Source organism: Vibrio sp. STUT-A11, assembly GCF_026000435.1.
Lineage (GTDB): Bacteria > Pseudomonadota > Gammaproteobacteria > Enterobacterales > Vibrionaceae > Vibrio.
The window spans coordinates 172,791-189,588 of sequence record NZ_AP026763.1; the positions used below are offsets into that span (position 1 = coordinate 172,791).

Below are 16,798 nucleotides of genomic sequence, written 5' to 3' on the forward strand. Positions count from 1 at the left end.
GATGGCCTTTATCTGCAGAAAAGATCCGTTTGATCCAAGAAAAATAGACTAAATCGTTCTTTATTTGCACAAAGTGTTTGTTGTTTGTTCGGTTGAAAGTTTTTTTGCAAAAAACGCTTGTGCTAATTTCTTAACTCCCTATACTGCGCATCCACCGACACGGAGTGAGACGAAAGTCACACAGCGAGTCGGAAATGAGAGAAAAAGAAATTTGAAAAAATGCTTGACTCTCTCACGGTGCGGAGTAAGATACGCACCCCTAACGACGAGCAACTGAGTTGCTGGGTAAGTTAGAAAAGCTCTTTAAAAATAAGAACCTATCAATCTGTGTGGGCACTCGTTGATGATAATCCAATTAGATACCTCGGTATCAAATTAGGTTTCAATGATACGAAGTGACCATTGAATCGAAAGATTCAGCACAGTCAATTCAAACATTACGTTATGTAATGTTCAGTATTCATTGAGCCGAACAAAATCTTAAATTGAAGAGTTTGATCATGGCTCAGATTGAACGCTGGCGGCAGGCCTAACACATGCAAGTCGAGCGGAAACGAGTTATCTGAACCTTCGGGGAACGATAACGGCGTCGAGCGGCGGACGGGTGAGTAATGCCTAGGAAATTGCCCTGATGTGGGGGATAACCATTGGAAACGATGGCTAATACCGCATGATGCCTACGGGCCAAAGAGGGGGACCTTCGGGCCTCTCGCGTCAGGATATGCCTAGGTGGGATTAGCTAGTTGGTGAGGTAAGGGCTCACCAAGGCGACGATCCCTAGCTGGTCTGAGAGGATGATCAGCCACACTGGAACTGAGACACGGTCCAGACTCCTACGGGAGGCAGCAGTGGGGAATATTGCACAATGGGCGCAAGCCTGATGCAGCCATGCCGCGTGTGTGAAGAAGGCCTTCGGGTTGTAAAGCACTTTCAGTCGTGAGGAAGGTAGTGTGTTTAATAGATGCATTATTTGACGTTAGCGACAGAAGAAGCACCGGCTAACTCCGTGCCAGCAGCCGCGGTAATACGGAGGGTGCGAGCGTTAATCGGAATTACTGGGCGTAAAGCGCATGCAGGTGGTTTGTTAAGTCAGATGTGAAAGCCCGGGGCTCAACCTCGGAATAGCATTTGAAACTGGCAGACTAGAGTACTGTAGAGGGGGGTAGAATTTCAGGTGTAGCGGTGAAATGCGTAGAGATCTGAAGGAATACCGGTGGCGAAGGCGGCCCCCTGGACAGATACTGACACTCAGATGCGAAAGCGTGGGGAGCAAACAGGATTAGATACCCTGGTAGTCCACGCCGTAAACGATGTCTACTTGGAGGTTGTGGCCTTGAGCCGTGGCTTTCGGAGCTAACGCGTTAAGTAGACCGCCTGGGGAGTACGGTCGCAAGATTAAAACTCAAATGAATTGACGGGGGCCCGCACAAGCGGTGGAGCATGTGGTTTAATTCGATGCAACGCGAAGAACCTTACCTACTCTTGACATCCAGAGAACTTTCCAGAGATGGATTGGTGCCTTCGGGAACTCTGAGACAGGTGCTGCATGGCTGTCGTCAGCTCGTGTTGTGAAATGTTGGGTTAAGTCCCGCAACGAGCGCAACCCTTATCCTTGTTTGCCAGCGAGTAATGTCGGGAACTCCAGGGAGACTGCCGGTGATAAACCGGAGGAAGGTGGGGACGACGTCAAGTCATCATGGCCCTTACGAGTAGGGCTACACACGTGCTACAATGGCGCATACAGAGGGCGGCCAACTTGCGAAAGTGAGCGAATCCCAAAAAGTGCGTCGTAGTCCGGATTGGAGTCTGCAACTCGACTCCATGAAGTCGGAATCGCTAGTAATCGTGGATCAGAATGCCACGGTGAATACGTTCCCGGGCCTTGTACACACCGCCCGTCACACCATGGGAGTGGGCTGCAAAAGAAGTAGGTAGTTTAACCTTCGGGGGGACGCTTACCACTTTGTGGTTCATGACTGGGGTGAAGTCGTAACAAGGTAGCGCTAGGGGAACCTGGCGCTGGATCACCTCCTTATACGATGATTATCGTGATGAGTGTCCACACAGATTGATAGTTCACAAGCGCAAGCTTGTAGCTAACATAGCTCTTTAACAATTTGGAAAGCTGACAAAGTAATCCTTGTCTTTAAATAGATAGGAGATTACTTGTAAAGTTCTCAAAGTATTCATGTATTTGAATACAACTAAAAACACATTCAAGTGTTCTTGGGTTTTGCGAAAGCAAAACATATTTGAGTCCGGCAAAATCGAAAGCTATCTCGCTCATTCAAATAATGAGATAGCAACTTTGGTTGTTTGACCGTTTGATTTCACTTTTTAAAGTGAAGACAAAATGCAATTCGAAACTCCTTCGGGTTGTATGGTTAAGTGACTAAGCGTACACGGTGGATGCCTTGGCAGTCAGAGGCGATGAAGGACGTATTAACTTGCGATAAGCCCAGATTAGGCAGTAAAAGCCACTTGAGTCTGGGATTTCCGAATGGGGAAACCCACTTACATAAGTAAGTATCGTTATGTGAATACATAGCATAACGAGGCGAACCGGGGGAACTGAAACATCTAAGTACCCCGAGGAAAAGAAATCAACCGAGATTCCGAAAGTAGCGGCGAGCGAAATTGGACTAGCCCTTAAGCTTTATAGGCGTTAGGTGAACAAGCTGGAAAGCTTGGCGATACAGGGTGATAGCCCCGTAACTGACGACGCATATTCAGTGAAATCGAGTAGGGCGGGACACGTGATATCCTGTCTGAATATGGGGGGACCATCCTCCAAGGCTAAATACTACTGACTGACCGATAGTGAACCAGTACCGTGAGGGAAAGGCGAAAAGAACCCCTGTGAGGGGAGTGAAATAGAACCTGAAACCGTGTACGTACAAGCAGTAGGAGCACCTTCGTGGTGTGACTGCGTACCTTTTGTATAATGGGTCAGCGACTTATATTCAGTGGCAAGGTTAACCATCTAGGGGAGCCGTAGGGAAACCGAGTCTTAACTGGGCGTTCAGTCTCTGGATATAGACCCGAAACCAGGTGATCTAGCCATGGGCAGGTTGAAGATTGAGTAACATCAATTGGAGGACCGAACCGACTAATGTTGAAAAATTAGCGGATGACTTGTGGCTAGGGGTGAAAGGCCAATCAAACCTGGAGATAGCTGGTTCTCCCCGAAAGCTATTTAGGTAGCGCCTCGGACGAATACTACTGGGGGTAGAGCACTGTTAAGGCTAGGGGGTCATCCCGACTTACCAACCCTTTGCAAACTCCGAATACCAGTAAGTACTATCCGGGAGACACACGGCGGGTGCTAACGTCCGTCGTGGAGAGGGAAACAACCCAGACCGCCAGCTAAGGTCCCAAATTACTACTAAGTGGGAAACGATGTGGGAAGGCTCAGACAGCCAGGATGTTGGCTTAGAAGCAGCCATCATTTAAAGAAAGCGTAATAGCTCACTGGTCGAGTCGGCCTGCGCGGAAGATGTAACGGGGCTAAGTAGTAAACCGAAGCTGCGGCAATATACTTTTGTATATTGGGTAGGGGAGCGTTCTGTAAGCGGTTGAAGGTGTGTGGTAACGCATGCTGGACGTATCAGAAGTGCGAATGCTGACATGAGTAACGATAAAGGGGGTGAAAAACCTCCTCGCCGGAAGACCAAGGGTTCCTGTCCAACGTTAATCGGGGCAGGGTAAGTCGACCCCTAAGGCGAGGCCGAAAGGCGTAGTCGATGGGAAACGGGTTAATATTCCCGTACTTCTTACAATTGCGATGGGGGGACGGAGAAGGCTAGGTGGGCCTGGCGACGGTTGTCCAGGTTCAAGTGCGTAGGCTTGAGAGTTAGGTAAATCCGGCTCTCTTTAAGGCTGAGACACGACGTCGAGCATCTACGGATGTGAAGTCATTGATGCCATGCTTCCAGGAAAAGCCTCTAAGCTTCAGATTGTAAGGAATCGTACCCCAAACCGACACAGGTGGTCGGGTAGAGAATACCAAGGCGCTTGAGAGAACTCGGGTGAAGGAACTAGGCAAAATGGTACCGTAACTTCGGGAGAAGGTACGCTCTCGACGGTGAAGTCCCTTGCGGATGGAGCTATTGAGAGTCGCAGATACCAGGTGGCTGCAACTGTTTATTAAAAACACAGCACTGTGCAAAATCGTAAGATGACGTATACGGTGTGACGCCTGCCCGGTGCCGGAAGGTTAATTGATGGGGTTAGACTTCGGTCGAAGCTCTTGATCGAAGCCCCGGTAAACGGCGGCCGTAACTATAACGGTCCTAAGGTAGCGAAATTCCTTGTCGGGTAAGTTCCGACCTGCACGAATGGCGTAATGATGGCCACGCTGTCTCCACCCGAGACTCAGTGAAATTGAAATCGCTGTGAAGATGCAGTGTACCCGCGGCTAGACGGAAAGACCCCGTGAACCTTTACTACAGCTTGGCACTGAACATTGACCCTACATGTGTAGGATAGGTGGGAGGCTTTGAAACCAGCACGCCAGTGTTGGTGGAGCCGACCTTGAAATACCACCCTTGTAGTGTTGATGTTCTAACTTGGTCCCCTCATCGGGGATGAGGACAGTGCCTGGTGGGTAGTTTGACTGGGGCGGTCTCCTCCCAAAGCGTAACGGAGGAGCACGAAGGTGGGCTAATCACGGTTGGACATCGTGAGGTTAGTGCAATGGCATAAGCCCGCTTGACTGCGAGAATGACAATTCGAGCAGGTGCGAAAGCAGGTCATAGTGATCCGGTGGTTCTGAATGGAAGGGCCATCGCTCAACGGATAAAAGGTACTCCGGGGATAACAGGCTGATACCGCCCAAGAGTTCATATCGACGGCGGTGTTTGGCACCTCGATGTCGGCTCATCACATCCTGGGGCTGAAGTCGGTCCCAAGGGTATGGCTGTTCGCCATTTAAAGTGGTACGCGAGCTGGGTTTAGAACGTCGTGAGACAGTTCGGTCCCTATCTGCCGTGGGCGTTGGAGAATTGAAAGGGGCTGCTCCTAGTACGAGAGGACCGGAGTGGACGAACCTCTGGTGTTCGGGTTGTGTCGCCAGACGCATTGCCCGGTAGCTAAGTTCGGGATCGATAACCGCTGAAAGCATCTAAGCGGGAAGCGAGCCTTGAGATGAGTTCTCCCTGATACTTTAAGTATCCTAAAGGGTTGTCGTAGACTACGACGTTGATAGGCAGGGTGTGTAAGCGTTGTGAGGCGTTGAGCTAACCTGTACTAATTGCCCGTGAGGCTTAACCATACAACACCCAAGGGGTTTTGATGGACTCAAAGCAAGAACATTGAATGTGTAAAAACGAGAATTAACAACAGCTTTCCAAGTTTTCTCTAGAAATAGAGAGTAAGAATTTGCTTGGCGACCATAGCGATTTGGACCCACCTGATTTCCATTCCGAACTCAGAAGTGAAACGAATTAGCGCCGATGGTAGTGTGGGGTTTCCCCATGTGAGAGTAGGACATCGCCAGGCTTTTATTTTGCACTTGCTTAATATTTAAGCAAGTCACCATAGGGTTCTAAAGTTTTTTAGAATTTTATGTTGACTTTCAAAGTGGAAAGCGTATTATACGCACCTCGCTTAAGTGCTAAGGCACTGAAAGCCAAGCTCTTTAACAATATAGACCTATCAATCTGTGTGGGCACTCGTTGATGATAATCCAATTAGATACCTCGGTATCAAATTAGGTTTCAATGATACGAAGTGACCATTGAATCTTCGGATTCAGCACAGTCAATTCAAACATTACGTTATGTAATGTTCAGTATTCATTGAGCCGAACAAAATCTTAAATTGAAGAGTTTGATCATGGCTCAGATTGAACGCTGGCGGCAGGCCTAACACATGCAAGTCGAGCGGAAACGAGTTATCTGAACCTTCGGGGAACGATAACGGCGTCGAGCGGCGGACGGGTGAGTAATGCCTAGGAAATTGCCCTGATGTGGGGGATAACCATTGGAAACGATGGCTAATACCGCATGATGCCTACGGGCCAAAGAGGGGGACCTTCGGGCCTCTCGCGTCAGGATATGCCTAGGTGGGATTAGCTAGTTGGTGAGGTAAGGGCTCACCAAGGCGACGATCCCTAGCTGGTCTGAGAGGATGATCAGCCACACTGGAACTGAGACACGGTCCAGACTCCTACGGGAGGCAGCAGTGGGGAATATTGCACAATGGGCGCAAGCCTGATGCAGCCATGCCGCGTGTGTGAAGAAGGCCTTCGGGTTGTAAAGCACTTTCAGTCGTGAGGAAGGTAGTGTGTTTAATAGATGCATTATTTGACGTTAGCGACAGAAGAAGCACCGGCTAACTCCGTGCCAGCAGCCGCGGTAATACGGAGGGTGCGAGCGTTAATCGGAATTACTGGGCGTAAAGCGCATGCAGGTGGTTTGTTAAGTCAGATGTGAAAGCCCGGGGCTCAACCTCGGAATAGCATTTGAAACTGGCAGACTAGAGTACTGTAGAGGGGGGTAGAATTTCAGGTGTAGCGGTGAAATGCGTAGAGATCTGAAGGAATACCGGTGGCGAAGGCGGCCCCCTGGACAGATACTGACACTCAGATGCGAAAGCGTGGGGAGCAAACAGGATTAGATACCCTGGTAGTCCACGCCGTAAACGATGTCTACTTGGAGGTTGTGGCCTTGAGCCGTGGCTTTCGGAGCTAACGCGTTAAGTAGACCGCCTGGGGAGTACGGTCGCAAGATTAAAACTCAAATGAATTGACGGGGGCCCGCACAAGCGGTGGAGCATGTGGTTTAATTCGATGCAACGCGAAGAACCTTACCTACTCTTGACATCCAGAGAACTTTCCAGAGATGGATTGGTGCCTTCGGGAACTCTGAGACAGGTGCTGCATGGCTGTCGTCAGCTCGTGTTGTGAAATGTTGGGTTAAGTCCCGCAACGAGCGCAACCCTTATCCTTGTTTGCCAGCGAGTAATGTCGGGAACTCCAGGGAGACTGCCGGTGATAAACCGGAGGAAGGTGGGGACGACGTCAAGTCATCATGGCCCTTACGAGTAGGGCTACACACGTGCTACAATGGCGCATACAGAGGGCGGCCAACTTGCGAAAGTGAGCGAATCCCAAAAAGTGCGTCGTAGTCCGGATTGGAGTCTGCAACTCGACTCCATGAAGTCGGAATCGCTAGTAATCGTGGATCAGAATGCCACGGTGAATACGTTCCCGGGCCTTGTACACACCGCCCGTCACACCATGGGAGTGGGCTGCAAAAGAAGTAGGTAGTTTAACCTTCGGGGGGACGCTTACCACTTTGTGGTTCATGACTGGGGTGAAGTCGTAACAAGGTAGCGCTAGGGGAACCTGGCGCTGGATCACCTCCTTATACGAATGGACAGTTTGCTTTCACTTTTTAAAAGTGAAGACAAATGAGTCACGATGAGTGTCCACACAGATTGATACGGTTTATGTAAAAGAGACGATACTGGGTCTGTAGCTCAGGTGGTTAGAGCGTTCGCCTGATAAGCGAGAGGTCGGTGGTTCGAGTCCACTCAGACCCACCAATTCCCTTCCCAAGGAGTTGGCATACAGTATCGACACACCTTGATGGGGCTATAGCTCAGCTGGGAGAGCGCCTGCCTTGCACGCAGGAGGTCAGCAGTTCGATCCTGCTTAGCTCCACCATCTTTAAGCGCATTAGCAATAGTGCTTTTAAAAATGGTTACTTCTTTGAAGTGATTAGCTCTTTAACAATTTGGAAAGCTGACAAAACAAACTTTGTTTCTTAGAAATAAAGATTTGTTTGTAAAGTTCTCAAAGTATTCATGTATTTGAATACAACTAAAAACACATTCAAGTGTTCTTGGGTTTTGCGAAAGCAAAACATATTTGAGTCCGGCAAAATCGAAAGCTATCTCGCTCATTCAAATAATGAGATAGCAACTTTGGTTGTTTGACCGTTTGATTTCACTTTTTAAAGTGAAGACAAAATGCAATTCGAAACTCCTTCGGGTTGTATGGTTAAGTGACTAAGCGTACACGGTGGATGCCTTGGCAGTCAGAGGCGATGAAGGACGTATTAACTTGCGATAAGCCCAGATTAGGCAGTAAAAGCCACTTGAGTCTGGGATTTCCGAATGGGGAAACCCACTTACATAAGTAAGTATCGTTATGTGAATACATAGCATAACGAGGCGAACCGGGGGAACTGAAACATCTAAGTACCCCGAGGAAAAGAAATCAACCGAGATTCCGAAAGTAGCGGCGAGCGAAATTGGACTAGCCCTTAAGCTTTATAGGCGTTAGGTGAACAAGCTGGAAAGCTTGGCGATACAGGGTGATAGCCCCGTAACTGACGACGCATATTCAGTGAAATCGAGTAGGGCGGGACACGTGATATCCTGTCTGAATATGGGGGGACCATCCTCCAAGGCTAAATACTACTGACTGACCGATAGTGAACCAGTACCGTGAGGGAAAGGCGAAAAGAACCCCTGTGAGGGGAGTGAAATAGAACCTGAAACCGTGTACGTACAAGCAGTAGGAGCACCTTCGTGGTGTGACTGCGTACCTTTTGTATAATGGGTCAGCGACTTATATTCAGTGGCAAGGTTAACCATCTAGGGGAGCCGTAGGGAAACCGAGTCTTAACTGGGCGTTCAGTCTCTGGATATAGACCCGAAACCAGGTGATCTAGCCATGGGCAGGTTGAAGATTGAGTAACATCAATTGGAGGACCGAACCGACTAATGTTGAAAAATTAGCGGATGACTTGTGGCTAGGGGTGAAAGGCCAATCAAACCTGGAGATAGCTGGTTCTCCCCGAAAGCTATTTAGGTAGCGCCTCGGACGAATACTACTGGGGGTAGAGCACTGTTAAGGCTAGGGGGTCATCCCGACTTACCAACCCTTTGCAAACTCCGAATACCAGTAAGTACTATCCGGGAGACACACGGCGGGTGCTAACGTCCGTCGTGGAGAGGGAAACAACCCAGACCGCCAGCTAAGGTCCCAAATTACTACTAAGTGGGAAACGATGTGGGAAGGCTCAGACAGCCAGGATGTTGGCTTAGAAGCAGCCATCATTTAAAGAAAGCGTAATAGCTCACTGGTCGAGTCGGCCTGCGCGGAAGATGTAACGGGGCTAAGTAGTAAACCGAAGCTGCGGCAATATACTTTTGTATATTGGGTAGGGGAGCGTTCTGTAAGCGGTTGAAGGTGTGTGGTAACGCATGCTGGACGTATCAGAAGTGCGAATGCTGACATGAGTAACGATAAAGGGGGTGAAAAACCTCCTCGCCGGAAGACCAAGGGTTCCTGTCCAACGTTAATCGGGGCAGGGTAAGTCGACCCCTAAGGCGAGGCCGAAAGGCGTAGTCGATGGGAAACGGGTTAATATTCCCGTACTTCTTACAATTGCGATGGGGGGACGGAGAAGGCTAGGTGGGCCTGGCGACGGTTGTCCAGGTTCAAGTGCGTAGGCTTGAGAGTTAGGTAAATCCGGCTCTCTTTAAGGCTGAGACACGACGTCGAGCATCTACGGATGTGAAGTCATTGATGCCATGCTTCCAGGAAAAGCCTCTAAGCTTCAGATTGTAAGGAATCGTACCCCAAACCGACACAGGTGGTCGGGTAGAGAATACCAAGGCGCTTGAGAGAACTCGGGTGAAGGAACTAGGCAAAATGGTACCGTAACTTCGGGAGAAGGTACGCTCTCGACGGTGAAGTCCCTTGCGGATGGAGCTATTGAGAGTCGCAGATACCAGGTGGCTGCAACTGTTTATTAAAAACACAGCACTGTGCAAAATCGTAAGATGACGTATACGGTGTGACGCCTGCCCGGTGCCGGAAGGTTAATTGATGGGGTTAGACTTCGGTCGAAGCTCTTGATCGAAGCCCCGGTAAACGGCGGCCGTAACTATAACGGTCCTAAGGTAGCGAAATTCCTTGTCGGGTAAGTTCCGACCTGCACGAATGGCGTAATGATGGCCACGCTGTCTCCACCCGAGACTCAGTGAAATTGAAATCGCTGTGAAGATGCAGTGTACCCGCGGCTAGACGGAAAGACCCCGTGAACCTTTACTACAGCTTGGCACTGAACATTGACCCTACATGTGTAGGATAGGTGGGAGGCTTTGAAACCAGCACGCCAGTGTTGGTGGAGCCGACCTTGAAATACCACCCTTGTAGTGTTGATGTTCTAACTTGGTCCCCTCATCGGGGATGAGGACAGTGCCTGGTGGGTAGTTTGACTGGGGCGGTCTCCTCCCAAAGCGTAACGGAGGAGCACGAAGGTGGGCTAATCACGGTTGGACATCGTGAGGTTAGTGCAATGGCATAAGCCCGCTTGACTGCGAGAATGACAATTCGAGCAGGTGCGAAAGCAGGTCATAGTGATCCGGTGGTTCTGAATGGAAGGGCCATCGCTCAACGGATAAAAGGTACTCCGGGGATAACAGGCTGATACCGCCCAAGAGTTCATATCGACGGCGGTGTTTGGCACCTCGATGTCGGCTCATCACATCCTGGGGCTGAAGTCGGTCCCAAGGGTATGGCTGTTCGCCATTTAAAGTGGTACGCGAGCTGGGTTTAGAACGTCGTGAGACAGTTCGGTCCCTATCTGCCGTGGGCGTTGGAGAATTGAAAGGGGCTGCTCCTAGTACGAGAGGACCGGAGTGGACGAACCTCTGGTGTTCGGGTTGTGTCGCCAGACGCATTGCCCGGTAGCTAAGTTCGGGATCGATAACCGCTGAAAGCATCTAAGCGGGAAGCGAGCCTTGAGATGAGTTCTCCCTGATACTTTAAGTATCCTAAAGGGTTGTCGTAGACTACGACGTTGATAGGCAGGGTGTGTAAGCGTTGTGAGGCGTTGAGCTAACCTGTACTAATTGCCCGTGAGGCTTAACCATACAACACCCAAGGGGTTTTGATGGACTCAAAGCAAGAACATTGAATGTGTAAAAACGAGAATTAACAACAGCTTTCCAAGTTTTCTCTAGAAATAGAGAGTAAGAATTTGCTTGGCGACCATAGCGATTTGGACCCACCTGATTTCCATTCCGAACTCAGAAGTGAAACGAATTAGCGCCGATGGTAGTGTGGGGTTTCCCCATGTGAGAGTAGGACATCGCCAGGCTTTTATTTTGCACTTGCTTAATATTTAAGCAAGTCACCATAGGGTTCTAAAGTTTTTTAGAATTTTATGTTGACTTTCAAAGTGGAAAGCGTATTATACGCACCTCGCTTAAGTGCTAAGGCACTGAAAGCCAAGCTCTTTAACAATATAGACCTATCAATCTGTGTGGGCACTCGTTGATGATAATCCAATTAGATACCTCGGTATCAAATTAGGTTTCAATGATACGAAGTGACCATTGAATCTTCGGATTCAGCACAGTCAATTCAAACATTACGTTATGTAATGTTCAGTATTCATTGAGCCGAACAAAATCTTAAATTGAAGAGTTTGATCATGGCTCAGATTGAACGCTGGCGGCAGGCCTAACACATGCAAGTCGAGCGGAAACGAGTTAACTGAACCTTCGGGGAACGTTAACGGCGTCGAGCGGCGGACGGGTGAGTAATGCCTAGGAAATTGCCCTGATGTGGGGGATAACCATTGGAAACGATGGCTAATACCGCATGATGCCTACGGGCCAAAGAGGGGGACCTTCGGGCCTCTCGCGTCAGGATATGCCTAGGTGGGATTAGCTAGTTGGTGAGGTAAGGGCTCACCAAGGCGACGATCCCTAGCTGGTCTGAGAGGATGATCAGCCACACTGGAACTGAGACACGGTCCAGACTCCTACGGGAGGCAGCAGTGGGGAATATTGCACAATGGGCGCAAGCCTGATGCAGCCATGCCGCGTGTGTGAAGAAGGCCTTCGGGTTGTAAAGCACTTTCAGTCGTGAGGAAGGTAGTGTGTTTAATAGATGCATTATTTGACGTTAGCGACAGAAGAAGCACCGGCTAACTCCGTGCCAGCAGCCGCGGTAATACGGAGGGTGCGAGCGTTAATCGGAATTACTGGGCGTAAAGCGCATGCAGGTGGTTTGTTAAGTCAGATGTGAAAGCCCGGGGCTCAACCTCGGAATAGCATTTGAAACTGGCAGACTAGAGTACTGTAGAGGGGGGTAGAATTTCAGGTGTAGCGGTGAAATGCGTAGAGATCTGAAGGAATACCGGTGGCGAAGGCGGCCCCCTGGACAGATACTGACACTCAGATGCGAAAGCGTGGGGAGCAAACAGGATTAGATACCCTGGTAGTCCACGCCGTAAACGATGTCTACTTGGAGGTTGTGGCCTTGAGCCGTGGCTTTCGGAGCTAACGCGTTAAGTAGACCGCCTGGGGAGTACGGTCGCAAGATTAAAACTCAAATGAATTGACGGGGGCCCGCACAAGCGGTGGAGCATGTGGTTTAATTCGATGCAACGCGAAGAACCTTACCTACTCTTGACATCCAGAGAACTTTCCAGAGATGGATTGGTGCCTTCGGGAACTCTGAGACAGGTGCTGCATGGCTGTCGTCAGCTCGTGTTGTGAAATGTTGGGTTAAGTCCCGCAACGAGCGCAACCCTTATCCTTGTTTGCCAGCGAGTAATGTCGGGAACTCCAGGGAGACTGCCGGTGATAAACCGGAGGAAGGTGGGGACGACGTCAAGTCATCATGGCCCTTACGAGTAGGGCTACACACGTGCTACAATGGCGCATACAGAGGGCGGCCAACTTGCGAAAGTGAGCGAATCCCAAAAAGTGCGTCGTAGTCCGGATTGGAGTCTGCAACTCGACTCCATGAAGTCGGAATCGCTAGTAATCGTGGATCAGAATGCCACGGTGAATACGTTCCCGGGCCTTGTACACACCGCCCGTCACACCATGGGAGTGGGCTGCAAAAGAAGTAGGTAGTTTAACCTTCGGGGGGACGCTTACCACTTTGTGGTTCATGACTGGGGTGAAGTCGTAACAAGGTAGCGCTAGGGGAACCTGGCGCTGGATCACCTCCTTATACGATGGACAGTTTGCTTTCACTTTTTAAAAGTGAAGACAAATGCGTCACGATGAGTGTCCACACAGATTGATACGGTTTATAAAGTTTAAGAGATAGAACATCCCCCAAGATGTTCACTTAGTGTCCCGTTCGTCTAGAGGCCTAGGACACCGCCCTTTCACGGCGGTAACAGGGGTTCGACTCCCCTACGGGATACCATTGGGTCGTTAGCTCAGTTGGTAGAGCAGTTGACTTTTAATCAATTGGTCGCAGGTTCGAATCCTGCACGACCCACCATTATCTCAAGATATGGGGCTATAGCTCAGCTGGGAGAGCGCCTGCCTTGCACGCAGGAGGTCAGCAGTTCGATCCTGCTTAGCTCCACCATTCTTGATTCGATGGGCGATTAGCTCAGTTGGGAGAGCACCTGCCTTACAAGCAGGGGGTCACTGGTTCGAGCCCGGTATCGCCCACCATTCTCTAAGCATTTTTGGAATAAAACATCCAAACCAGAGCAAGCAATTGATACTGGTTGGCATTTTTGACTCTGAAAGTCTTTAGAAAATGTACTTCCTTGTGAAGAAACATAGCTCTTTAACAATTTGGAAAGCTGACAAAACAACAATTTATTGTTGTTTGTAAAGTTCTCAAAGTATTCATGTATTTGAATACAACTAAAAACACATTCAAGTGTTCTTGGGAATAATCTTCGGATTATTCATATTTGAGTCCGGCAAAATCGAAAGCTGTCTCGCTCATTCAAATAATGAGACAGCAACTTTGGTTGTTTGACCGTTTGATTTCACTTTTTAAAGTGAAGACAAAATGCAATTCGAAACTCCTTCGGGTTGTATGGTTAAGTGACTAAGCGTACACGGTGGATGCCTTGGCAGTCAGAGGCGATGAAGGACGTATTAACTTGCGATAAGCCCAGATTAGGCAGTAAAAGCCACTTGAGTCTGGGATTTCCGAATGGGGAAACCCACTTACATAAGTAAGTATCGTTATGTGAATACATAGCATAACGAGGCGAACCGGGGGAACTGAAACATCTAAGTACCCCGAGGAAAAGAAATCAACCGAGATTCCGAAAGTAGCGGCGAGCGAAATTGGACTAGCCCTTAAGCTTTATAGGCGTTAGGTGAACAAGCTGGAAAGCTTGGCGATACAGGGTGATAGCCCCGTAACTGACGACGCATATTCAGTGAAATCGAGTAGGGCGGGACACGTGATATCCTGTCTGAATATGGGGGGACCATCCTCCAAGGCTAAATACTACTGACTGACCGATAGTGAACCAGTACCGTGAGGGAAAGGCGAAAAGAACCCCTGTGAGGGGAGTGAAATAGAACCTGAAACCGTGTACGTACAAGCAGTAGGAGCACCTTCGTGGTGTGACTGCGTACCTTTTGTATAATGGGTCAGCGACTTATATTCAGTGGCAAGGTTAACCATCTAGGGGAGCCGTAGGGAAACCGAGTCTTAACTGGGCGTTCAGTCTCTGGATATAGACCCGAAACCAGGTGATCTAGCCATGGGCAGGTTGAAGATTGAGTAACATCAATTGGAGGACCGAACCGACTAATGTTGAAAAATTAGCGGATGACTTGTGGCTAGGGGTGAAAGGCCAATCAAACCTGGAGATAGCTGGTTCTCCCCGAAAGCTATTTAGGTAGCGCCTCGGACGAATACTACTGGGGGTAGAGCACTGTTAAGGCTAGGGGGTCATCCCGACTTACCAACCCTTTGCAAACTCCGAATACCAGTAAGTACTATCCGGGAGACACACGGCGGGTGCTAACGTCCGTCGTGGAGAGGGAAACAACCCAGACCGCCAGCTAAGGTCCCAAATTACTACTAAGTGGGAAACGATGTGGGAAGGCTCAGACAGCCAGGATGTTGGCTTAGAAGCAGCCATCATTTAAAGAAAGCGTAATAGCTCACTGGTCGAGTCGGCCTGCGCGGAAGATGTAACGGGGCTAAGTAGTAAACCGAAGCTGCGGCAATATACTTTTGTATATTGGGTAGGGGAGCGTTCTGTAAGCGGTTGAAGGTGTGTGGTAACGCATGCTGGACGTATCAGAAGTGCGAATGCTGACATGAGTAACGATAAAGGGGGTGAAAAACCTCCTCGCCGGAAGACCAAGGGTTCCTGTCCAACGTTAATCGGGGCAGGGTAAGTCGACCCCTAAGGCGAGGCCGAAAGGCGTAGTCGATGGGAAACGGGTTAATATTCCCGTACTTCTTACAATTGCGATGGGGGGACGGAGAAGGCTAGGTGGGCCTGGCGACGGTTGTCCAGGTTCAAGTGCGTAGGCTTGAGAGTTAGGTAAATCCGGCTCTCTTTAAGGCTGAGACACGACGTCGAGCATCTACGGATGTGAAGTCATTGATGCCATGCTTCCAGGAAAAGCCTCTAAGCTTCAGATTGTAAGGAATCGTACCCCAAACCGACACAGGTGGTCGGGTAGAGAATACCAAGGCGCTTGAGAGAACTCGGGTGAAGGAACTAGGCAAAATGGTACCGTAACTTCGGGAGAAGGTACGCTCTCGACGGTGAAGTCCCTTGCGGATGGAGCTATTGAGAGTCGCAGATACCAGGTGGCTGCAACTGTTTATTAAAAACACAGCACTGTGCAAAATCGTAAGATGACGTATACGGTGTGACGCCTGCCCGGTGCCGGAAGGTTAATTGATGGGGTTAGACTTCGGTCGAAGCTCTTGATCGAAGCCCCGGTAAACGGCGGCCGTAACTATAACGGTCCTAAGGTAGCGAAATTCCTTGTCGGGTAAGTTCCGACCTGCACGAATGGCGTAATGATGGCCACGCTGTCTCCACCCGAGACTCAGTGAAATTGAAATCGCTGTGAAGATGCAGTGTACCCGCGGCTAGACGGAAAGACCCCGTGAACCTTTACTACAGCTTGGCACTGAACATTGACCCTACATGTGTAGGATAGGTGGGAGGCTTTGAAACCAGCACGCCAGTGTTGGTGGAGCCGACCTTGAAATACCACCCTTGTAGTGTTGATGTTCTAACTTGGTCCCCTCATCGGGGATGAGGACAGTGCCTGGTGGGTAGTTTGACTGGGGCGGTCTCCTCCCAAAGCGTAACGGAGGAGCACGAAGGTGGGCTAATCACGGTTGGACATCGTGAGGTTAGTGCAATGGCATAAGCCCGCTTGACTGCGAGAATGACAATTCGAGCAGGTGCGAAAGCAGGTCATAGTGATCCGGTGGTTCTGAATGGAAGGGCCATCGCTCAACGGATAAAAGGTACTCCGGGGATAACAGGCTGATACCGCCCAAGAGTTCATATCGACGGCGGTGTTTGGCACCTCGATGTCGGCTCATCACATCCTGGGGCTGAAGTCGGTCCCAAGGGTATGGCTGTTCGCCATTTAAAGTGGTACGCGAGCTGGGTTTAGAACGTCGTGAGACAGTTCGGTCCCTATCTGCCGTGGGCGTTGGAGAATTGAAAGGGGCTGCTCCTAGTACGAGAGGACCGGAGTGGACGAACCTCTGGTGTTCGGGTTGTGTCGCCAGACGCATTGCCCGGTAGCTAAGTTCGGGATCGATAACCGCTGAAAGCATCTAAGCGGGAAGCGAGCCTTGAGATGAGTTCTCCCTGATACTTTAAGTATCCTAAAGGGTTGTCGTAGACTACGACGTTGATAGGCAGGGTGTGTAAGCGTTGTGAGGCGTTGAGCTAACCTGTACTAATTGCCCGTGAGGCTTAACCATACAACACCCAAGGGGTTTTGATGGACTCAATGAAAGAACATTGAATGTGTAAAAACGAGAATTAACAACAGCTTTCCAAGT

Annotated in this window: 6 tRNA genes and 8 rRNA genes; all 14 read left to right on the forward strand. The window is 49.7% G+C overall.

Features of this window, described 5'->3' with window-relative positions:
* The first annotated feature begins 482 nt into the window (after positions 1 to 482).
* A 16S ribosomal RNA gene (locus OO774_RS00820) occupies positions 483 to 2,035 on the forward strand.
* A 347-nt stretch (positions 2,036 to 2,382) separates the two neighbouring features.
* A 23S ribosomal RNA gene (locus OO774_RS00825) occupies positions 2,383 to 5,272 on the forward strand.
* 110 nt (positions 5,273 to 5,382) lie between these two features.
* Positions 5,383 to 5,499: ribosomal RNA gene (gene rrf / locus OO774_RS00830) — 5S ribosomal RNA — on the forward strand.
* 318 nt (positions 5,500 to 5,817) lie between these two features.
* Positions 5,818 to 7,370 (forward strand): 16S ribosomal RNA (locus OO774_RS00835).
* 101 nt (positions 7,371 to 7,471) lie between these two features.
* Positions 7,472 to 7,548 (forward strand) — tRNA-Ile (locus tag OO774_RS00840).
* Between the two features lie 45 nt (positions 7,549 to 7,593).
* A tRNA-Ala gene (locus tag OO774_RS00845) sits at positions 7,594 to 7,669 on the forward strand.
* A gap of 334 nt (positions 7,670 to 8,003) precedes the next feature.
* Positions 8,004 to 10,893: ribosomal RNA gene (locus tag OO774_RS00850) — 23S ribosomal RNA — on the forward strand.
* A gap of 110 nt (positions 10,894 to 11,003) precedes the next feature.
* Positions 11,004 to 11,120 (forward strand): 5S ribosomal RNA (rrf, locus tag OO774_RS00855).
* Between the two features lie 318 nt (positions 11,121 to 11,438).
* Positions 11,439 to 12,991: ribosomal RNA gene (locus OO774_RS00860) — 16S ribosomal RNA — on the forward strand.
* A gap of 125 nt (positions 12,992 to 13,116) precedes the next feature.
* Positions 13,117 to 13,192 (forward strand) — tRNA-Glu (locus OO774_RS00865).
* Between the two features lie 2 nt (positions 13,193 to 13,194).
* Positions 13,195 to 13,270: transfer RNA gene (locus OO774_RS00870), tRNA-Lys, on the forward strand.
* Positions 13,271 to 13,284: 14 nt separating this feature from the next.
* Positions 13,285 to 13,360, forward strand: a tRNA-Ala gene (locus OO774_RS00875).
* A 13-nt stretch (positions 13,361 to 13,373) separates the two neighbouring features.
* A tRNA-Val gene (locus tag OO774_RS00880) sits at positions 13,374 to 13,449 on the forward strand.
* A 378-nt stretch (positions 13,450 to 13,827) separates the two neighbouring features.
* Positions 13,828 to 16,717, forward strand: a 23S ribosomal RNA gene (locus OO774_RS00885).
* The 16S, 23S and 5S rRNA genes sit together here with 6 tRNA genes alongside, the layout of an rRNA operon.
* Positions 16,718 to 16,798 lie beyond the last annotated feature (81 nt).